At 51.2% G+C, this 19,311-nt stretch carries 18 protein-coding genes; 15 read left to right on the forward strand and 3 right to left on the reverse strand.

Annotated elements, in window-relative coordinates; translation table 11 throughout:
• Positions 1 to 61: 61 nt before the first annotated feature.
• Positions 62 to 1,090, forward strand: coding sequence for an N-acetyl-gamma-glutamyl-phosphate reductase (gene argC / locus JWZ98_RS07215; protein WP_205453802.1), 1,029 nt, complete (start codon positions 62 to 64; stop codon positions 1,088 to 1,090).
• Between the two features lie 57 nt (positions 1,091 to 1,147).
• Here argC and JWZ98_RS07220 read toward each other — a convergent pair whose 3' ends face one another.
• The 3 genes from JWZ98_RS07220 to prsT form a co-directional block, all read right to left on the reverse strand.
• On the reverse strand, positions 1,148 to 2,188 hold the full coding sequence (locus JWZ98_RS07220) for an IS481 family transposase (protein WP_205450216.1): 1,041 nt from the start codon (positions 2,186 to 2,188) through the stop codon (positions 1,148 to 1,150).
• A gap of 192 nt (positions 2,189 to 2,380) precedes the next feature.
• A complete protein-coding gene (gene xdp1, locus JWZ98_RS07225; RefSeq protein WP_205453803.1) occupies positions 2,381 to 3,229 on the reverse strand; it encodes an exosortase-dependent surface protein XDP1 in 849 nt (282 codons plus the stop codon).
• Between the two features lie 219 nt (positions 3,230 to 3,448).
• Positions 3,449 to 6,250: an XrtA/PEP-CTERM system TPR-repeat protein PrsT gene (prsT, locus tag JWZ98_RS07230; protein WP_205453804.1), complete on the reverse strand. Its 2,802-nt coding sequence runs from the start codon at positions 6,248 to 6,250 to the stop codon at positions 3,449 to 3,451.
• Between the two features lie 208 nt (positions 6,251 to 6,458).
• On the opposite strand from prsT, the gene JWZ98_RS07235 reads away from it, so the two are divergent.
• The 14 genes from JWZ98_RS07235 (at position 6,459) to rfaD (ending at position 19,252) form a co-directional block, all read left to right on the forward strand.
• The gene (locus tag JWZ98_RS07235) at positions 6,459 to 7,664 is read left to right on the forward strand and encodes an ATP-binding protein (protein ID WP_205453805.1); all 1,206 of its coding nucleotides are present in this window, start codon (positions 6,459 to 6,461) and stop codon (positions 7,662 to 7,664) included.
• Positions 7,648 to 9,033 carry a sigma-54 dependent transcriptional regulator gene (locus tag JWZ98_RS07240; protein WP_275899192.1) on the forward strand — a complete coding sequence of 462 codons (1,386 nt, stop codon included), beginning with the start codon at positions 7,648 to 7,650 and terminating at the stop codon, positions 9,031 to 9,033. Before JWZ98_RS07235 ends, JWZ98_RS07240 begins: the two co-directional genes overlap by 17 nt.
• A gap of 55 nt (positions 9,034 to 9,088) precedes the next feature.
• Positions 9,089 to 9,400: a flagellar hook-basal body complex protein FliE gene (gene fliE, locus JWZ98_RS07245; protein WP_033157335.1), complete on the forward strand. Its 312-nt coding sequence runs from the start codon at positions 9,089 to 9,091 to the stop codon at positions 9,398 to 9,400.
• Between the two features lie 17 nt (positions 9,401 to 9,417).
• The gene (gene fliF / locus JWZ98_RS07250; RefSeq protein ID WP_205453806.1) at positions 9,418 to 11,169 is read left to right on the forward strand and encodes a flagellar basal-body MS-ring/collar protein FliF; all 1,752 of its coding nucleotides are present in this window, start codon (positions 9,418 to 9,420) and stop codon (positions 11,167 to 11,169) included.
• Positions 11,162 to 12,172: a flagellar motor switch protein FliG gene (fliG, locus tag JWZ98_RS07255; protein WP_033157336.1), complete on the forward strand. Its 1,011-nt coding sequence runs from the start codon at positions 11,162 to 11,164 to the stop codon at positions 12,170 to 12,172. The genes fliF and fliG overlap by 8 nt, the downstream gene beginning before the upstream one ends.
• A complete protein-coding gene (locus JWZ98_RS07260) occupies positions 12,159 to 12,863 on the forward strand; it encodes a flagellar assembly protein FliH (RefSeq protein WP_205453807.1) in 705 nt (234 codons plus the stop codon). The genes fliG and JWZ98_RS07260 overlap by 14 nt, the downstream gene beginning before the upstream one ends.
• Complete coding sequence (fliI, locus tag JWZ98_RS07265; RefSeq protein ID WP_033157338.1) at positions 12,860 to 14,209, forward strand: flagellar protein export ATPase FliI; 1,350 nt, start codon at positions 12,860 to 12,862, stop codon at positions 14,207 to 14,209. The genes JWZ98_RS07260 and fliI overlap by 4 nt, the downstream gene beginning before the upstream one ends.
• Entirely contained in the window at positions 14,209 to 14,661 is a 453-nt protein-coding gene (fliJ, locus tag JWZ98_RS07270) for a flagellar export protein FliJ (protein WP_101051562.1), read from the forward strand. The genes fliI and fliJ overlap by 1 nt, the downstream gene beginning before the upstream one ends.
• Positions 14,662 to 14,688: 27 nt before the next feature.
• Entirely contained in the window at positions 14,689 to 16,059 is a 1,371-nt protein-coding gene (locus JWZ98_RS07275; protein ID WP_205453808.1) for a flagellar hook-length control protein FliK, read from the forward strand.
• Positions 16,060 to 16,200: 141 nt separating this feature from the next.
• Positions 16,201 to 16,626 (forward strand): 30S ribosomal protein S6, encoded by a 426-nt coding sequence (rpsF, locus tag JWZ98_RS07280; protein WP_033157341.1) that lies wholly within the window; start codon positions 16,201 to 16,203, stop codon positions 16,624 to 16,626.
• Between the two features lie 25 nt (positions 16,627 to 16,651).
• Positions 16,652 to 16,882 carry a 30S ribosomal protein S18 gene (rpsR, locus tag JWZ98_RS07285; RefSeq protein WP_020482464.1) on the forward strand — a complete coding sequence of 77 codons (231 nt, stop codon included), beginning with the start codon at positions 16,652 to 16,654 and terminating at the stop codon, positions 16,880 to 16,882.
• Between the two features lie 67 nt (positions 16,883 to 16,949).
• The gene (locus tag JWZ98_RS07290; protein ID WP_240348250.1) at positions 16,950 to 17,813 is read left to right on the forward strand and encodes a hypothetical protein; all 864 of its coding nucleotides are present in this window, start codon (positions 16,950 to 16,952) and stop codon (positions 17,811 to 17,813) included.
• A gap of 46 nt (positions 17,814 to 17,859) precedes the next feature.
• A complete protein-coding gene (rplI, locus tag JWZ98_RS07295) occupies positions 17,860 to 18,306 on the forward strand; it encodes a 50S ribosomal protein L9 (RefSeq protein WP_033157343.1) in 447 nt (148 codons plus the stop codon).
• Between the two features lie 4 nt (positions 18,307 to 18,310).
• Complete coding sequence (gene rfaD, locus JWZ98_RS07300) at positions 18,311 to 19,252, forward strand: ADP-glyceromanno-heptose 6-epimerase (protein ID WP_101051564.1); 942 nt, start codon at positions 18,311 to 18,313, stop codon at positions 19,250 to 19,252.
• Positions 19,253 to 19,311: the final 59 nt, after the last annotated feature.

Genomic DNA, 19,311 nt, shown 5'->3' on the forward strand with positions numbered 1-19,311 from the left:
GGAGAGTGGCGTATTATATGCGCCGCATTAGATTAACAGTATTTTTTCAACGAGAGCATTCATGATACGTGCAGGCATTGTCGGCGGCACCGGGTATACCGGCGTCGAATTATTAAGAATTTTGGTATTGCATCCTCAGGTCGAAGTGAGTGTGGTGACTTCGCGCGCAGATGCCGGAATGCGAGTGGATCAGTTGTATCCGAGTCTACGGGGTTGCTGTGATGTGACATTTAGCCTGCCGGAGCTGGATAATTTAAAAGACTGCGATGTGGTGTTTTTCGCAACGCCAAACGGTACCGCCATGTTGATGGCTGAGGCACTGTTGGAACTTGGTGTCAAAGTTATCGATTTGTCTGCCGATTTTCGAATTAAAGATCGGCAGGAATGGGAAAAGTGGTACGGTATGCCGCATGCCAGCCCGGATCTCATTGCCGAAGCGGTCTACGGTTTGCCGGAAGTCAATCGGGAGCAGATCAAGCAGGCGCGCTTGATCGCATGCCCTGGGTGCTATCCGACTGCCGTGCAATTGGGATTTTTGCCGTTATTGGAGGTCGGGGCGATTGATGAGCAGTATTTGATTGCTGATGTGAAATCCGGCGTCAGCGGTGCGGGACGCAAGGCGGAAATCTCGTCGTTGATGAGTGAGGCAGGTGAGAGTTTTAAGGCTTACGCAGTCGCCGGGCACAGACATTTGCCGGAAATCAGGCAGGGTTTGCAAAATGTCGCCAGGCAGGCGGTTGGTTTAACTTTCGTGCCGCATCTGACGCCGATGATACGCGGTATTCACGCCACGCTGTATGGGCGTTTAAATCGGAAGCTGGATTTGCAGAGAGTGTTTGAAGAGAAGTATCGGGAAGAAAGATTTGTCGATGTGTTGCCAAGCGGCAGTCATGCCGACACTCGCAATGTGCGCGGTAGTAATCGCTGTCAAATTGCCGTGCATCAACCGCAATGCGGTGATACGGTAGTGATTTTGTCTGTGATTGATAACTTGGTGAAAGGCGCTTCGGGGCAGGCGGTGCAAAATATGAATCTGATGTTCGGGCTGCCCGAGTATCTGTCTTTAGAGACGGTTGCTTTATATCCTTAATATGTATTAGCTCAGACCTGATCTGACAGTTACCGTTTTTGCGGGGTGTCTGTCAGATTAGATTTGGTTCAGATTTTTTTGAGCCCAAATCTGTTTTCCATCCAGCAAGGTATCCATCGGCGTTCTGCCGTTGCACATTCTGCCCTGATGAGTTCGGTCATTGTTGTAATAAACCAGCCATTCGTCCAGATCTTTTTGGAGTTCATCCAGGTCGCTATAGAGCTTTTTGCGGAACGTGACCTGATAGAACTCCTGCAAGATGGTCTTGTGGAAGCGTTCGCAAATCCCATTGGTTTGCGGCGACATGGCCTTGGTTTTGGTATGGTCGATGTCGTTGATCGCCAGGTATAGCTGATAATCATGCTGTTCGACCTTGCCACAATATTCTGTGCCGCGATCCGTCAGAATGCGTAGAACGGGTAATGCGTTGGCTTCATAGAACGGCAATACTTTGTCATTCAGGATGTCCGCGGCAGTAATCGGCGTTTTGGTGGTGTACAGTTTGCAGTGAGCGACTTTGCTGTAGGTGTCCACGTAAGTCTGCTGGTAAATCCGCCCAACCCCTTTGAGGTTGCCAACGTAAAAGGTATCCTGCGAACCCAGGTAACCGGGATGGGCTGTTTCGATTTCGCCGCAGGCTTGATCATCCTGCTGCTTTTTCTCCAACGCCGCAATCTGCGCATCGCTCAGCATTAACCCTTCGGCGGCTACCTTGGCTTCCAGTGCTTTAAGCCTCTTTTTAAAGTTCTCCAGGTCATGCCGTAACCAGATGGAGCGAACGCCGCTGCCGGATACGAATACCCCTTGTTTACGCAGTTCATTACTGGTTCGATGCTGTCCATGCGCTGGCCACTCAACCGCATAGGCTTTCACTGCCAGCTCAATGCTTTCATCGACGCGATTCTTCAGATTCGGAGACCGGCGGTTTTTGTCGATTAAGGCATCAATGCCACCTTCGGCTACCAGCTCTTGATAACGATAAAACGTATCGCGCGAGACACCCATCACCTTGCAGGCTCTGGAGACGTTATTCAGTTCTTGGGCTAAATTTAACAGCCCCGCTTTGTGTTTAATGATCGGATTGTTTGTATGGATCATGAGAGTTACCTTTTGTGTTTTGTGTAAGGATTCGACACCCCTATCAAAACCGGTAACTCTCATCTTTTCAAGTCGATGTGTCAGATCAAGTCGTGACTAATACACTTAATATGTATTAAAAACGTGGTGCATAAAAAAACCGTCTTCCGGTTTTATTCGGAAGACGGTTTCTTATTTAGAGCTTCTGTGCGCTTATGCGGCCAAGGCTTGAGTTTTGCGATTCATTCTCCAGCCCAGCATGCCGCCAGCCAGCAACAACAGGCTGGTTGGCTCCGGCACGCTGCCGGCACCGCCGCCACCGCCACTATTGCCGCAGATGCCGCCTGTTGCGGTGCCGGCGCAGGCGGTGCCTTCGATTTTTGAGAGTTTGAAATAGTCATTCCCAAAATCAAGGCCAGTGGTATCGCCTTTGTTGAGACCGGCCGATATGCTAGTGTAAGCACTCACTAACCAATAGCTGGAATAAACATTGCTGGCGTTGATGGCTTTAGAGGTGTTGACAGATCCCATATTGTAGTTGCCTATAAATGACCAGCCGTTGCTGAGCAGGGTTGCAAAGCTGTCTCCGGCGATGTTTGCGGCGGCAGGGAGTGCGCCGCTAATTAGCGATCCGGTGTACGCGAGCACGGAAACGTCGGCATCACCGCTTATATAGCCTACCCGCAGACTGTTTAGAGATACGCTTGCGTTAAAGTTGAAAAGCGCGGCATCAACGGCACCATCTGGGCCGAAGTCTTCGCTGTAATTAACTCCGCTTGACCAGCCTGATCCACCTCTGCCGTCGTTATCGAATGCATGGTCAGGTTCTCTAATATCGTTAGGGTTGCCTAGATATCCATCTATTCCTGAGTAAACGCCAAATCCCGCCGAACCGTTGTTCCCAAGTGTCGCCGCTTCGAATGCGGAGCCTGCGGCTTGCCCTGTTCTATATGCGCTAACGGTTATCCCTGCTGATGGAGTCGAACCGCTCAAATATACAGTTGCATCTGCCGACAGTGGCGCCAACAGTAGTGCTGAAATGGCTAAGTAATGTTTGGTCATTGTTGTGTCCTCGATCTCATATGAATTTCTTTTCTTGCCATTGTCAACTTTGGGCCGCCTAAAGCCATTGTACTTCCGGGCAGCATAACAATGCTATGCGTATAATTCAGCAATAATGGGGCCAACTATTAAATTTCAATTAAAGTCATTGACATAGAGGTTCGAGGAGTAACTAAAAAACATATGTTGTAAAAAAAGCCGACAGGCTTTCAAAACAAATTATTGGCTAAGTTTTTGTAGGAGGGTTTTAGCCTGTCCCACGCCATTGAAAGGGGCGTCGGATTTTAAAATATCCTTTAATTCTTGTTTGGCTTCTTCCTTACGCTGTAATTTTTCCAATGCGACGGCAATGTGGTAGCGGATTTCGGGGTCTTGTGATGATCGTGAGTGGGCATTGCGCAGATAATGCAGGCCTTGCTCGGCTTGGCCCTTCTTAACAAGAATCCAGCCCAGTGTGTCGTTAGTAGATGCCTGATCCGGTGCCAGTTTTTGGGCTTGCTCGGCATAAGACAAGGCTTTTTCGTTGCCAGTATTTAAGTAGATATAGGCTAAGTTGTTGAGGAACCGCGGTTCTTCGGGGAATTGTTTTAACAGGATTTCATAGTATTTCTCTGCGTCGTTAAATTTTCCGACGTTCAATAGCTCATCGGCTAGCGCCGCCATCGGCGCGCTGTCCTTAGGGTGCTTTTTAACCCATTGATCCAGAAGACTAAACGCTTTATCTTCTTGAGAAGTCTTCTTCAGGCTGTCGTACAATTTCATAAGTGAATTTACATTCGGTTCCAGATCAAAAGCGGCTTGATAATGACTGTTTGCTGAGCTGATATTTTGTTCATGAGCGGCAATATCGCCCAATAACTGATGCGGAAATGCGCGCTTGGGATATTGCTTAAGCAAGTTTTCGGCGCGACTCAACGCAAAAACCGGTTTACCATAATTCAACTCCATTTCCACCAACGCTATTTGCGACGGTATATGGTTTTCGTCGGCCAATACCGCTTTTTTCAGGGTTTTGATTGCTTCGAAGTTATCGCCGAATTCAATTTGGTAGCGTGCAGCCTTGTAAAGTTGTTTGACATTGAAGCGTGCTTGCTCAGTCATGCGGATGAAAACCCCTAATGCTTTCTCCCGGCTGTTGGTAGCCAAATAGCTTTTTGCTAAAGCGTCCATCACTTCGATATCGTTCTTGTCGATCAATTCAGCAGCTTGAGCCACAGCCAACGCTTCGGATGGTCTACCCATTTTCAATTTCAGATTCACCAGCGACAACAGGACCTGCAGGGATTTTTGATCGAGTTTCCTGGCGTTTTCTAGCCAGGTATTCGCAGTGTCGTAGCGACCGGCCGCCTGCTCGACGGTGGCCAATTCCAGCAATATCGGAACGTTGTTCGGTATTTTTTGATTGAGGGCTTCCAGGCGCTTTCGGGCTTGATCGAGTTTCTTTTCAGCGACATCCAGTTTACTGAGGTTGAGATGAGCGGTGATGAAATCGGGGTCGATTTCTACGGCATTTTCGAAGCTGCGCCGCGCCTGCTGCAATTGCTGAGCGCTCACTTGGGCCGTACCTAATAAATTGAGGAGTGTAAGATTTTTTGACGATTTGTCATGCATGGCTTTAGCAACCCGCAACGCTTTCTCGGATTCGCCGCGCGAAATGTAGAGAGCGACTAACGGGATACCAGCTTGGGTATTGCCGGGGTTGTCTTTAAAGCCGGCTTCCAGTTCGGTAATCGCAGGCTGCTCTTGTCCCATGGAAAGGCGATTTAAACCAATTTCCGAATGAATGTTCTCACCGCCGGTGTTTATAGCCGATGCTTTATCCAAAAGGCTATTAGCCATATCGTGTTTGCCGACTTGCATATATGCGCTGCCTAGCAGAAACAACAAGCGGTGATCGTTAGGGTTGCGCAATTGAACTGGTCGGAGCAAGTCGATGACTTGCTCTGGTTCGTGTTTGGATAACAATATCGCTGCCAGCAACTTATATGGACCTGATTGCTCAGGATACTGCTTGACGTACTGCCGCAAATAATCAGCGGCGATGTCCAGGCGCTGTAAGCCGTAATTGACCAAGCCTGACAACATTAGCGTGGGGCCATGCGCGCTTAGATACTCTGGTTTGACGCTGGCTAGGATGTCGGCTGCCGCTTCCAACTCTTTGACCGCTGCTTCGGTTTGGCCCATGCGTTGCAGCAGTACCGAGTGCAGATAAGCAGCTTTGGGTTCGAACTGATATGTTTTGCGTAAAAACTCAAGATCTTGTTTCGCGCGTTCATCCTGCTTTAAATCCATCAGGATGCCAGCGCGAGCGACCAGGGCGTCAAGATGGTCCGACTGTAATTCCAAAGCTTTGTCATAGTCTTTAAGTGCCTCATCCATTTCAAACTTGGCGTGTTTGATGGAGCCTTTTACGAACCAGGCACCGGCATTTTCCGGTTGCATTTGCATGGCTTTTTCCGCCGCTTGGCTGGCGCCTTCCATATCGCCGCGCCGCAATAGCGTATTGGCTTTACCGATTACTGCGTCTATCTGATTCGCATCGATCTGCGCAGCTATCTCGTATTCGTTGAGCGCTTCGCTCAATAAATTGAGTTGCAAATATGCGTGTCCCCGGAAAATATGCAGTGCCGGCCGCAACTCTCTGCCGAAGTTGCTCGGCTCGATTTCTTTTATCAGCTGGTTGTATTTAATTTGGTACAGATAGAGTTGGGCCAGGGGCTTGACCGTCAGAGAGCGGTCCGCGCCCAGTTGATTTGCCAAATTGATTTGCACTTCCGCTTCGGAAAGCGATTTTTGTTTTAGATAAATTTCCCCCAACAGGATATGCGCGGCCACGTAGTTTTGATTTTGCTGCAGCGCATTCTTTAACTGGATGATCGCTTCGGCGTTGTTCTGATTTCTGTAGGACTGTAACGCCTCTTCGTAAAACTTGCCGGCTTGGATGTCATCGGCAAAGCTTATCTGTACGGGGCTGAGCGCGAGAATCAGCAGTAATTTATTGAGTGGGAGATGGGATTTCATCGGATGTTTGCGCATAGCGAAATTGGGAGTTGCTCAAGTGTGCACATAGCATAGTCGCAAAGCCAACTCGCCACCAGTCCGGAGCTAACAGCCGGCTTCTTGTCGTCAAAAACTTGACTGGTCGCATTTAAGAATATGATTTTAAATGTAAATTTAAATGGTCTAAATTTTGCTTTTAGCGTCTAGACAATCAATTAGGCGACTAAATATGGGTACTTTAGAGCTGCATCAACAACAAAAAACCGAGCGCTTGACCGATGCATTCCGGATATTTAACGAACTTTCAGAAAATCTGGCGCATTCTTACCAAGGTTTGGAAGAGCAAGTAGCTAAGCTGAATCGCGAGTTACAGGCTGCCCGTAGCGAGCGACTAAACACGCTGATTGAGAAGGAAAAGCTCGCCAGCCGCTTGCAACAAATTCTGGCAGCCTTGCCGGCGGCAGTGGTTGTGCTTAATTCGCACGGTTTAATCATCGATTGCAATGTTCATTCCGTGGACTTTTTGGGTGAACCTTTGTTGGGCCAATTGTGGTCGAGTGTGGCGGCGCGCAGTTTGCAACCGGTGTTCGAATCGCCGCATGAGCGTCAGCTCCAAGACGGACGTAAAGTCAATATCACTCATAGTTCATTGGGTAACGATAACGAGCAAATTATTTTGTTATCGGATGTCAGCGAATTGCGTTCCTTACAAGACACGCTGGCTCAGCATAAGCAGCTAAGCGCCATGGGCGAAATGGTGGCCGGTCTGGCGCATCAGGTACGCACACCGCTGGCAACCGCGATTTTGTATGCGTCGCAAATGAGCAAACCCGCGATAAGCGACGAAAAACGCCAACAGTTCTCCGAGAAAATTTTAGAACGCCTGCATCACCTGGAGCGCCAAGTGAACGACATGCTGATTTTTGCTAAACAGGGTCGAATGGCCATGCAAAGCTTTTCATTGCGGCGGCTACTGGCGCATCTTGCCGAAGCGGCCGATAGTTTTGCCGGCGAATTTAGCATCGAAAACCGCATCAGCACCGATCAGTTACTTGGCAATGAGGATGCGCTGCGAGGGGCGCTAATGAATTTAATCAATAACGCGGCCGAGGCGGGGGCGCGCAACATTGCATTAACGGTTCGGCGTAGCGATTTAGGCTGCATCGACATCACGGTGACGGATGATGGTCCCGGTATAACTCTAGCCCAGCAAACTAAACTATTCGAACCGTTCTACACCACCAAATCCAATGGCACCGGCCTGGGGTTGGCGGTGGTGGACAGTGTCGCACGCGCCCATGGCGGCAGTGTCATATGCCGTTCGACGCCGGGGCTGGGGACGAGTTTTAGTTTGAGTCTGCCCTGTGTCAGTCAATACACCCTCGGCTTATCCGTCGGTCATGCCAAAATGGAGCAAAATGATGAAACAGTATGATGTACTTATCGTCGAAGACGACGTGGCTTTATGCGAGGCCCTATGCGATACCTTGGAAATCGAAGGCTATCGGGTCATCTCCGCTAAACACGGTATCGAGGCGTTGAGCCAATTAGCCAAGCATCCGGTCCGGCTAGTAGTCAGCGACGTACAAATGCCGGTGATGGACGGTTTTCAGCTGTTACAGAATATTCAGCAAAAGTTCGAACAGTTACCGGTGTTGCTGATGACGGCTTACGGCACCATTCCCAAAGCGGTGGAAGCTATGCAGTCCGGTGCGGCTGATTATTTGATCAAACCGTTCGAAGCGGGGATGTTGGTCGATAAGGTGGCGTCGTTGATTACGCTGCAAGCTCCAGTCGTTAACGAGCGGATGGTGGCTGACGAGAGCATGAAAAAGCTTTATGCCTTGGCCAGCAAAGTTGCCAAAACCGATGTGACGATGTTACTGGAAGGCGAGAGCGGTACCGGTAAGGAAGTGCTGGCCCGTTATGTTCATCGCAACTCGCATTATCATGCCGGCCCGTTCGAGGCTATTAATTGCGCGGCGATTCCGGAAAACATGCTGGAAGCGATGTTGTTCGGTTATGAAAAAGGCGCATTTACCGGCGCTATTCAATCGGCGCCCGGCAAGTTCGAGCTGGCGCAAGGCGGCACCTTATTACTGGACGAGATTTCCGAGATGGATATTTCGCTGCAAGCCAAATTGCTGCGGGTGTTGCAGGAAAAAGAGGTTGAACGCCTGGGTAGCCATCGCAAAATTGCGCTGAACGTCAGAATTTTGGCGACTACCAATCGCAAATTAAAAGAGTATGTGCAGGATGGCCGGTTTCGCGAAGATCTTTATTTCCGCTTGAGCGTATTTCCACTCAAAATTCCGCCACTCCGGGAACGAGCGGGCGATATTTTGCCGCTGGCGCTGGAGTTGTTGCACAAGCATAGTCCGGCTGGGAAAGCGGTCGGCGGCTTTGACGAGGCGGCCATGATCAAGTTGTCTGAATACAGTTGGCCGGGTAATGTCAGAGAGTTGGAAAACGTGGTGCAGCGGGCCTTGATCCTGCAAAGCCGGCATCAAATTGGCGCCGACGACCTGATTTTTGAGGAAGATATGTTGGTTTTGCCGAGTTTGCCCGCTGCTGTGCAAAGTCTTGCCGTAGAATCGCGGCAAACCGACGGCGAGAATAGCCCTTTCGAGCTCGGCAGCTTGGGCGACGGCGTGCGTTCGGCTGAGGAAAAAATCATTTTGCAAATGTTACGCGACGTCAGCGGCAGCCGGAAAACCACAGCCGCCAAGCTGGGTATCAGTCCGCGCACCTTGCGTTATAAAATTGCGCGGATGAAAGAGGCGGGAGTGATGGTACCAGGTTAAATCTTGGCTTGAAAAATGCTTATGCTAAGCAAGGCAACCTAAAAGAGTCATTATCATGTCAGATATGAATGTTAACCAAGTGCTCGCCCAGATGCGGGCCATGTCCATAGAGGCCGGTGCCAAGCCACAGCCTAGCGACACCTCCGGCGATTTTGCCGCCATGTTGAAACAATCCATCGACGCAGTGAATAACACTCAGCAAACCGCCAGCGGTTTGGCTAAATCCTTTGAGATGGGTCAGAGCGACGTCAGCTTGGCGGAAGTGATGATTGCCTCGCAAAAAGCCAGCGTTTCTTTTCAGGCCATGCTCCAGGTGCGTAATAAACTGGTGGATGCTTATAAGGACGTGATGGGCATGTCAATGTAGGCAGCGGAAGATAAGCCATGAGCGAACTAGACAGAAATCTACCGATGGAGGCCCATACCCAATCAAGTATGGCAAACGCCGACAAAATGCACCCTGCTTTGAAAGGCCTGAGCAAAATGCCGATGGTGCGCCAGCTGGGTCTGATGCTGGGTTTGGCGCTTAGCGTGGCAATAGGCGTAGCGGTGGTGTTGTGGTCGCAGGCCCCGTCTTACGATTTACTGTTTTCCGGCGTGGCGGAAAAAGATTCTGCGGAAATTCTCGATGCATTGACCAAGCTAAATGTCGATTACAAGGTCGAAACCGGCTCCGGCGCGATCATGGTGCCAGCCGACAATATCCGGGAGCTGAAATTAAAATTGGCCGCACAAGGCTTGCCGCGCAGCGCCAGTTTGGGCTATGAATTGCTGGATAAAGATAACGGCTTCGGCGCCAGCAAAAATGTCGAGCAAATGCGTTTTCAACGCGCATTGGAAGGCGAAATTGCCCTGACGATTCAAACCATTCAAAACGTCAAATCCGCAAAAGTGCTGCTGGCTATTCCGGTGCAATCGGTATTTGTCCGGGAACGCAAAAAGCCCAGCGCCTCGGTGGTCGTAGAGCTCTACCAAGGCCGCACCCTGGAAAAGGAGCAAATCGAATCCATTGTGCATTTGGTCGCTTCCAGCGTGCCATTGATGGAAGCCAGCCAGGTGACGGTCGTGGATCAGAAAGGCCGCTTGTTGAACAGCAAGGAAGGCGGCGAAGACATGTCCTTGTCCAGCAAGCAGTTCGAATACAAGAAAAATATAGAAGAGCATCTGCGTGGCCGGATCGAAAATATCCTGACGCCACTGGTAGGCGGCGACGGTATGCGGGCGCAAATTTCTGCGGACGTCGATTTCACCGTCACCGAAAAAACCCAGGAAATGTTTAACCCGGATTTGCCTGCTCTGCGTAGCGAGCAAACTCAGGAAGAAAATAACTCCTTATCCAAAGTGCAAGGTGTGCCCGGCGCATTATCCAATCAACCCCCACCCACGGGTACCGCGCCGGAAGTAGCTAGCGGCCAGGAAAAACAAGCGGCCGTAGAATCCGGTTCCGGCTCGTCCAACAAAACCGCGACCCGTAATTACGAACTGGATAAAACCATTACTCATACTAGACTGGCCACAGGTGCATTAAGACGCTTGTCGGTGGCGGTAGTGGTGGACGATAAAAAAGTGGTGCAAGCCGACGGTAAAGCGACCTTAGTGGCTTACTCGCAAGAAGATCTGAATCAACTTCGCGACTTGGTCAAACAGGCAGTGGGTTATGATAACAGCCGCGGCGATCAGGTAACGGTCACCAATGTCGCGTTTAGATTGCCCGATGCGCTGGAAGAAGTCCCTTCCGAACCCATCTGGCAACAACCCTGGTTTGCCAGCGCGTTGAAACAGTTGGCTGCCGTTGCAGTGGTGTTGTTGCTGATCATGGGCGTATTGCGTCCCGGTCTGCGCACTTTGGTGGCGAAGGAAGAACAGCTGGAAGCGCTTGAGCAAGCCAAAGCGATCGCGGAAGCGACGGGTGGTGTGGTGCGTTTCGACGAGACCGGCAAGCCGGTGGCTGTGGCGGTGTCGGTGGATGAAGAAACCGGCGAGGTGCGCACCATCACCACTGGCGTGGAGGATTTATTGTTACTCGAAGCGCCGCAAAGTTACGAAAAACGTTTGGAATATGTGCAAAAACTGATAGACGAAGATCCTAAATTGGTCGCGCAAGTGATCAAAACCTGGTTGAAAGACGATGGCTGAGCAAGAGAAATTAACGCATGCGCAACGGGCTTCGCTGCTGTTATTGGCGGTGGGACAGGATAGAGCGGCCTCGGTATTGCGGCATATGGGACCGAAAGAAGTGCAATTGATCGGTTCGAACATGGCGCAGCTCGGGCCGATTAGCTCGGGCATGGTTGATGAAGTGCTGGAAGAATTCATCATCGAAATCAAAAACGAAACGGGTCTGGGGCTGGATTCCGACGAATACATCCGCAACATGCTGACCAACGCGCTGGGCGCGGATAAAGCCGGCAGCATCATCGACCGGATTTTGTTGGGAGCCAACAGCAAGGGTATCGAACAGCTGAAATGGATGGATACTCGGTCCATCGCCGACTTGATTCGTCTGGAACATCCGCAAATCATTTCCATAATTTTGTCCTTGCTGGATGCCGATCAGGCCGCCGACGTACTGACCTTATTGCCGCAAAACATGCGCTCGGATATTTTGATGCGCATCGCCACGCTGGAAGGCGTGCAACCCGCCGCTTTGCGCGAGTTGGACGACATCATGGAGAAACAGTTGACCGGCAGCGATGGTGTCAAATCCTCGCAAATCGGCGGTATCGACGCGGCGGCCAATATCCTCAACTTTATCGAAAGCGGTATCAGCGATCCGATGATGCAAGACATCAACGAAGCCAACGCCGATTTGGGCCAACGCATCCAGGATAAAATGTTTGTGTTCGGCGATTTGATCAATGTCGATGATCGTGGTATTCAAACCCTGTTGCGCGAAGTGTCCACCGATCAGCTGCTATTGGCTCTGCGCGGCGTGGAAACCGGTTTACGCGACAAAGTGTTTGCCAATATGTCCAGACGCGCCGCGGAAATGTTGCGAGACGACTTGGAAGCTGCACCGCCTGCGCGTTTAAGCGAAGTGGAGGCCGCGCAAAAAGATATTCTGGCGATAGCCAAACGCTTGTCCGATGCGGGTGAAATAGCTTTGGGTGGCGGTGGCGGTGGCGATGAGTTCGTCTAAGGGCAATAAGTTTTCCGAGTCTGAATTACAGGCTCTGGATCGCTGGACCAATCTGCAGGATTTCAGCAACCCGCGTTCCGAGGCGGTCGAGTTGGAGGATGTGACCGAGGTTCTGACCGCCGAGCAGATTGAAGAAATTCAAAAGCAGGCTTACGCAGAAGCCTTCGAACAAGGCCGGCAGCAAGGTTACGCGGACGGGCAAAAGGAAGGTTTTGAAGCAGGGCGCAAACAAGGCTATGAAGAAAGCGTGCATTTGCTGCAAAAGCAGGCGGCCGAGTTCGCGAATTTACTGGAGGCGCTCAGCGAGCCCTTCAAACAACTCGACGAGTCGGTAGAGCAGGAGTTGGTGAAATTAACCATTGCCATTGCCAGTCAATTGATTCGCCGGGAATTGAAGTTAGAACCCGGCGAGATCGTCGGCGTAGTCAGGGAGGCGATCAATGCCTTGCCGCTGGCATCTCAGAAGGTCACCGTCAACTTACATCCTGAAGACGCGGCCTTGGTCCGCACCGCGTTAAAACTCGATGAAAACATGCCGCCTTGGCGCTTACAGGAAAATCCCTTGTTGAGTCGTGGCGGTTGTACCGTTGAAACTGAAATGTCCAGAATCGATGCCAGCGTCGAAAGCCGGGTAGCCGCCGTGATCGCCACCGTATTAGGCGGGGAGCGCCGCGAGGATTTTGGGCGATGATTCCCAGTGCCGACCGTTCCGACTTGTGGTTGGCGCGCTTGCAGCCGTATCGGGAAAGATTGGCTGCGGACCCGCTGGAATTGGTGGTCGAAGGCAAATTGTCGCGGATGGTGGGCTTAACCCTGGAAGCGGAAGGTTGCCGGGCGGCAATCGGTTCATTGTGTCAAGTGATTACCAAATCCGGCAAGATCATCACGGCTGAGGTCGTCGGTTTTGGCGGATCCCGCTTATTTTTGATGCCGACCGGCGATACGCACGGCCTGGAACCGGGCTGCCGTGTCATTCCCATGGGCAAGAACAGTCTGGCCAGCGTCGGTTTTGGTTTATTGGGCCGGGTGCTAGACGGTGCCGGCAAGCCCTTGGATAGTAAGGGGCCGCTGGATACCGATGCCAAGGTCTCTTTATCCGGCGTTACCATCAATCCGCTCAGCCGCAAACCGATCCGCGAGGCGTTGGATGTCGGTGTGCGGGCGATCAACGCCATTCTCAGCGTCGGCCGTGGACAGCGCATGGGCTTGTTTGCCGGCACCGGCGTGGGTAAAAGCGTGTTGTTGGGGATGATGACCAAGTTTACCAATGCCGATGTGGTCGTGGTGGGATTGGTTGGCGAGCGGGGCAGGGAGGTCAACGAATTTGTGTTGAAAATTCTTGGCGAAGAAGGTTTGCGCAGAGCCGTGGTGGTCGCCTCGCCGGCTGACGACTCGCCGTTGATGCGGGTGCACGGCGCCTTGCTGGCGACCAGTATTGCCGAGTATTTTCGCGACCAGGGCCTGGACGTGCTGTTGCTGATGGATTCCTTGACCCGATACGCTCAGGCGTACCGGGAAATCGCCTTGGCGATAGATGAACCGCCGGCGACCAAGGGCTATCCGCCCTCGGTGTTTGCGAAATTACCGCAATTGGTAGAACGTGCCGGAAACGGCGATGAAGGCGGCGGTTCGATTACTGCGTTTTATACGGTATTGGCGGAAGGCGACGATACCAACGATCCGATTGCCGATGCGGCGCGGGGTGTGCTGGACGGCCATGTGGTGCTGTCGCGCTCGTTGGCGGAGTCAGGGCACTATCCGGCAATCGATATTGAAGCCTCGATCAGCCGGGTGATGCCGGACATCATAGAACCGGAACATCTGCAAATGGCGCGCGATTTGCGGCGTTTGTATTCCATCTATCAACAGAACAAGGATTTGATTAGCGTCGGTGCTTATCGGCCGGGAGCCGATCCGCGCATCGATAAAGCGATAGAAAAAAATCCGGCGATCATGGATTTTCTACAACAAAGCATGGACGAATCGGTGGACTTGAGCCGGAGTCTGAGCGAGTTGGCGCAATTGCTGGCGAGTTGATGAAAAAGTCGCAACGACTGAAAGTCATTATCGACTTACATGCGCGTCAGGAACATGACGCTTTGCAGGCTTTGGGTATCTGTCAGCAAAAACTGCAAGAGCAGCAGGCCCAGCTGGAAAATTTACAAAGTTACCGTTTGGATTATTTAGGTAAGTTCGCCGTCAGACAGCAGGCGGGGATCAACATCAGTCAGTTGATGGAATTCAGGGCTTTTGCCGATAAGCTCGATCAGGCTATTGAAAGCCAGCAGCAGACGGTAAGCAACCATGAGCGCGAGGTGCAGCGGGCCCGTAAGCGCTGGGAAGAGGCGCATCAACGTACCAAAAGTTTGCAAAAAGTCAGTGAGCTGGCTTTGATTGAAGAAATGAAAGTCGAACAAAAGCGCGAGCAGGCCGAGCAAGACGACCGGGCGGCGCGATCAGGACGCAAGGATGGCACGGGAAGTGCTTGATTAAATAAAAATGTCAGGAGAAATGCCATGAATATCCAAGGTTTAAATCCGCTGTCTCTATTAGCCTCTGCCGATAGCGCCGGTGCTGCGACGACAGCTCTATTGGGCGAAGGTGGTGGTGCTGGCGTGTTTTCGGCGACGCTGCTTGAGCAGCTGGCACAATTGCAAAACAGTTTATTGAGTAAAGGGGCGGCCGGTGACGCCGGCTTGGCGAATTTACAGCAGCTGGGCGGATTGGGGACGGATGCTCTGAACAGTCAAAGCTTGCAGGATTTTACCGCTCTATTCGGCAAGAGTTTGCCGACGGCAACCAAACTTGATCAGGATATTAATCTCGACGATACCATGCAAGCCTTGGCGGATGTTTTGCAATACTTGCAAGGCTTGGAGGCCACCGGTGCCGCGCCGCAAGTTCCGGTTTTACCGGTTGCATCGGCCGATCAAGAGAATCTTGCCGATATAGTGACGGAAAATACCGAGGCTGCACATGATGAGCAGGCGGTGAATGCTGCGATCTACGTAAGCACGCAAGCTCAGCCCTTGCCGGTGGCGGATGGCGTGAGTGTTGTTAACGACGCGCTGAAATCAGCGGTAGCAACCAGCGAGGCGATGTCTGCCATCAAAAACAGTCCGGAGCTGTTGGGTATGGATGCCAAAAAAGAGGCGTTGACGGCATTGAGTGGCGCTGATGAAGGGCGGAAGACGATGGTAGCGGAGAGCGGTTTTGCCAAAACCCTGGCCGCCGAAGACGGCGCGTCCCCGCAATTTGCGCAAGACAGCGCGGCTGATACTTTTCAAACCGAGCAGCGCGATGTGCCGAAGCAGCAAATTGGCGGTAGCGAGGCTGATGTGGGGTTGTCGAGAATGACGGCCGACATCAACCAGCTGAATAAATCGGTAAATAGCGTCGGGCAAACGTCAGCGCCGACGATGGAAAAACATTTGACTCATCCTGAATGGAACACCGAGCTGGGCGAAAAATTGTTGTGGATGCATAAACAAGCGGTGCCTTCCGCTGAAATTCGGCTGAATCCTGAGCATCTCGGCCCTATTTCCATCAAGATCGATGTCAATCAAGATCAAGCCAATGTGGTCTTCACCGCCCAGCACGCGGCGGTCAGGGACGCCATCGAAGCGGCAATCCCCAAGTTGCGGGAAATGTTGGGTGGGCAAAACTTGAATTTGGCGGATGTTAATGTTTCCCAGCAACAATCAGAACAACGGTCTGGACGCGAGTCCTTCCAAATGGCCGGCGAGCAAAATCGCGGTGGCAATAGTCAAAGCCAAGGCCAAGGCCATGCCGATAGTGCGGCAACCGAGCCCTCCAACACTATGCTCGAAGAAATTGAAGCAGGTCGTGCTATCGCCAGTAATGGCTTATTGAGTCTGTTTGCCTAGTCAACTTTAGGCGCTGTTGAAAAATTGCTTTGCAAAAACAGCGCCTATTTCTATAATGCCCAGCTTTTTGGGGAATTTATCCCCACCCCTTGCCTCACTGTTCAAACGGATGGGAGGCTTTTAAACCCGTAAGGAGAAATCATGCGACATTATGAAATTGTCTTCTTAGTCCACCCTGATCAAAGTGCTCAGGTGCCGGCTATGATAGAGCGTTATAAATCCACCGTTGAAGAAGCCGCAGGCAAAATTCACCGTTTGGAAGATTGGGGCCGTAGACATTTGGCTTACCCTATCAAAAAAATTCATAAAGCACATTACGTGTTGATGAACATCGAATGCGATCAAGCCACTCTTGAAGAACTGGAAAGCGGTTTTCGTTTCAACGACGCCATTTTGCGTAGCCAAACTCTGGCGCAAAAAGCGGCCGTAACCGAGCCTTCTGCGATTGCTGTCAGCGGTAACGACGGTCAAAAAGCCGGTAGCCGCGTTAAGGAAGAAGTCGAAGAAGAAACCGAAGAAGCTGAAGTAGAAGTCGTCGAGACTGAAGTCGCAGCGGATTCCGAATAATCAACATTGAACCAAGAGAATTGTGATGGCACGTAACAACATTAGACGCAAAAAAGGTTGCCGTTTTAGCGGCGAAGACGCGATCAAAATCGATTATAAAGATCTGGATTTATTGAGCGAGTACGTTACCGAAACCGGCAAAATCATTCCTAGCCGCATTACCGGTACCAGTGCGAAATATCAAAGACAGCTGACTTCCGCTATTAAACAAGCGCGTTTCCTGGCTTTGTTGCCGTTCTGCGACGCACACAAGTGATTTAGCACGGGGGGCGTAGCGCGTGCAATTTCTGGCCACTTTCATTATGAAAGGACGGATGCAGGCCATGACGGTCGCATCCAGCCTGGCCTTGCTATCGCTGCTGTTTCCTCCTGTCAGTATCGTAAGTTCAGCCGCTGTCTCATTGGTAACATTGAGGCGTGGGGCTAGCGAGGGCTTGTATGTGCTCATGTGCTCATGTCTGGCTGCCGCCGTATTAAGCACCTTATTGATCGGTAATTACCAGTACGCATTGCTTTACGGTCTGGCCTTTTGGCTACCGGTTTGGCTGATTTCGATAGTACTGCGCGAAGGCCGTTATCTGACACTGGCAATTGAAATTGCCGTGTTGCTGGGTGTGGCGGTGGTGTTGGGGATTTATACGATTCAGGACCAGCCGGTACAGCTTTGGCGCGAAGTGTTGAGCTTTATGCTGCAGCCCATGCTTGAAGGCAAAACCGATGTGCCGCTTGAGCAAATTAGGCAGTCTGCAGAATTGTTGGCGCATTTCATGTCCGGAGTTGCCGCGGCAGGCAGCGTTTACGGCTTGCTGTTCGGTTTGTTTTTGGCCAGATGGTGGCAAGCAGCGCTATACAACCCGGGCGGTTTCAGAGCCGAGTTTTTGGCGTTGAAAGGGCATGTGCATTTGACATTAGGCACCTTGTTGGTGGCCGGAGTAGCCATGCTGACTTCCGGCAAAACCGCGGAACTTTGTTGGAACGTGCTATTGGTGCTGCTGGTGACCTACACAATGATAGGCACCGCAGTGTTGCACGCGGCGTTCTCGGTGATGAAGGGTAGTCGTTTCATGGTGCCTTTTTTATATGTCACATTGATGTTGATCCCGCATGTGATGGTGGTGATCGTGTTGTGCGGACTGACTGACACCTGGCTGGACTTACGAAATAAACTAAAACCAAATGGAGCGTAAGCTCCCGATTTTTCGACAATCAAGTCGATCTAAGAGGTAGAAAACGATGGAAGTCATTCTTCTGGAAAAAACCGCCAATCTGGGTAACCTGGGCGATAAAGTAACCATCAAAGCGGGTTACGGCAGAAACTATTTGATCCCGCAAGGCAAAGCAGTGCCTGCTACGCCCAAGAAAATCAGAGAGTTTGAAGAGCGTCGCGCCGAGCTGGAAAAACAAGCGGCTGAAAAATTGGCTGCTGCGACTGCTCGCGGCGAAGCAATCAGCAAATTGAACGTATCCATTGCCCACAAAACCGGCGACGAAGGCCGTTTGTTCGGTTCTGTTGGTACACAAAACGTTGCTGATGCCATTACCGCTGCCGGCGTAAAAGTTGAGAAGCACGAAATCCGTATGCCAAACGGCGTCATCCGTAACATCGGCGAATACGACATTGCTATCAATCTGCATACCGACGTCGTTATTACGCTGCCGGTAAAAGTGGTAGCCGAGTAAAACCGTGATCATCGTAACCGGTGGCGCCGGCTTTATTGGCAGCAATCTGTTATTGGGCCTGAATGCCCGCGGTTATGATGATATTTTGGTAGTCGACCATTTGACTAACGGTATCAAATACCGGAATTTGGTCGAGTGCAAGATAGCGGATTATCTGGACAGAAGCACCTTTTTGGAACGACTGCAACAAGGTGCTTTCCAAGCAGAATCGATAGAAGCCATATTTCATCAGGGCGCCTGTTCCAGCACGACAGAGTGGGACGGCCGCTACATGATGGACAACAATTATGAATACAGCAAAACGCTGTTTCATTATTGCCAAAGCCATAAAATCCCGTTCATTTACGCCTCCAGCGCCGCTACTTACGGTGCCGATTTAACCTTCAAGGAAGAATTGGCTTATGAAGGTCCGCTGAATGTCTACGGTTATTCCAAGTTTCAGTTCGACCAATATTTGCGCAGACAGCAAAAATTGACCGCGCAAGTGGTGGGTTTACGCTACTTCAATGTCTACGGTCCGCGCGAAGCCCACAAAGGTAGCATGGCCAGCGTAGCCTTTCATTTGAATAATCAGATCAAAGATTCCGACGAATTACGCTTATTCGAAGGTTGCGACGGTTACGGCAACGGCGAGCAGCGCCGCGATTTTGTTTATGTCGGCGATGTGGTGGCTATTAACCTTTGGTTTCTGGATAACCCCCAAGCATCCGGCATCTACAACTGTGGCACGGGTCGTAGCCAGACCTTTAATGATGTGGCGAATGCGGTGATCAAATTTCACCAGCGCGGCCATATCAAATATATTCCCTTCCCCGAGCACCTGAAAGGCTGCTACCAAAGCTTCACCGAAGCCAATCTGGATAAATTACGCGCCGCTGGTTGTAAACATTCGTTCCAAACCGTCGAGCAAGGCGTACAACTTTATATGGAATGGTTGAACGGCTAGTCAGGTCAATTTCTATCATCGATCCAGATGATTTTTGTAAGCAAATAACGACAAATCTC

The organism is Methylomonas sp. EFPC1, assembly GCF_016925515.1.
GTDB classification, from domain to species: Bacteria; Pseudomonadota; Gammaproteobacteria; order Methylococcales; family Methylomonadaceae; genus Methylomonas; species Methylomonas defluvii.

Excerpts from the sequence above, each read along its gene's own strand:
- xdp1 (WP_205453803.1), bottom strand. The coding sequence starts at position 3,229 with ATGACCAAACATTACTTAGCCATTTCAGCACTACTGTTGGCGCCACTG.
- JWZ98_RS07275 (WP_205453808.1), top strand. The coding sequence starts at position 14,689 with ATGAATATCCAAGGTTTAAATCCGCTGTCTCTATTAGCCTCTGCCGAT.
- rpsF (WP_033157341.1), top strand. The coding sequence starts at position 16,201 with ATGCGACATTATGAAATTGTCTTCTTAGTCCACCCTGATCAAAGTGCT.
- rplI (WP_033157343.1), top strand. The coding sequence starts at position 17,860 with ATGGAAGTCATTCTTCTGGAAAAAACCGCCAATCTGGGTAACCTGGGC.
- argC (WP_205453802.1), top strand. The coding sequence starts at position 62 with ATGATACGTGCAGGCATTGTCGGCGGCACCGGGTATACCGGCGTCGAA.
- JWZ98_RS07290 (WP_240348250.1), top strand. The coding sequence starts at position 16,950 with ATGACGGTCGCATCCAGCCTGGCCTTGCTATCGCTGCTGTTTCCTCCT.
- JWZ98_RS07260 (WP_205453807.1), top strand. The coding sequence starts at position 12,159 with ATGAGTTCGTCTAAGGGCAATAAGTTTTCCGAGTCTGAATTACAGGCT.
- fliE (WP_033157335.1), top strand. The coding sequence starts at position 9,089 with ATGTCAGATATGAATGTTAACCAAGTGCTCGCCCAGATGCGGGCCATG.
- fliF (WP_205453806.1), top strand. The coding sequence starts at position 9,418 with ATGAGCGAACTAGACAGAAATCTACCGATGGAGGCCCATACCCAATCA.
- fliJ (WP_101051562.1), top strand. The coding sequence starts at position 14,209 with ATGAAAAAGTCGCAACGACTGAAAGTCATTATCGACTTACATGCGCGT.
- JWZ98_RS07240 (WP_275899192.1), top strand. The coding sequence starts at position 7,648 with ATGATGAAACAGTATGATGTACTTATCGTCGAAGACGACGTGGCTTTA.
- prsT (WP_205453804.1), bottom strand. The coding sequence starts at position 6,250 with ATGAAATCCCATCTCCCACTCAATAAATTACTGCTGATTCTCGCGCTC.
- JWZ98_RS07235 (WP_205453805.1), top strand. The coding sequence starts at position 6,459 with ATGGGTACTTTAGAGCTGCATCAACAACAAAAAACCGAGCGCTTGACC.
- rpsR (WP_020482464.1), top strand. The coding sequence starts at position 16,652 with ATGGCACGTAACAACATTAGACGCAAAAAAGGTTGCCGTTTTAGCGGC.
- fliI (WP_033157338.1), top strand. The coding sequence starts at position 12,860 with ATGATTCCCAGTGCCGACCGTTCCGACTTGTGGTTGGCGCGCTTGCAG.
- fliG (WP_033157336.1), top strand. The coding sequence starts at position 11,162 with ATGGCTGAGCAAGAGAAATTAACGCATGCGCAACGGGCTTCGCTGCTG.
- JWZ98_RS07220 (WP_205450216.1), bottom strand. The coding sequence starts at position 2,188 with ATGATCCATACAAACAATCCGATCATTAAACACAAAGCGGGGCTGTTA.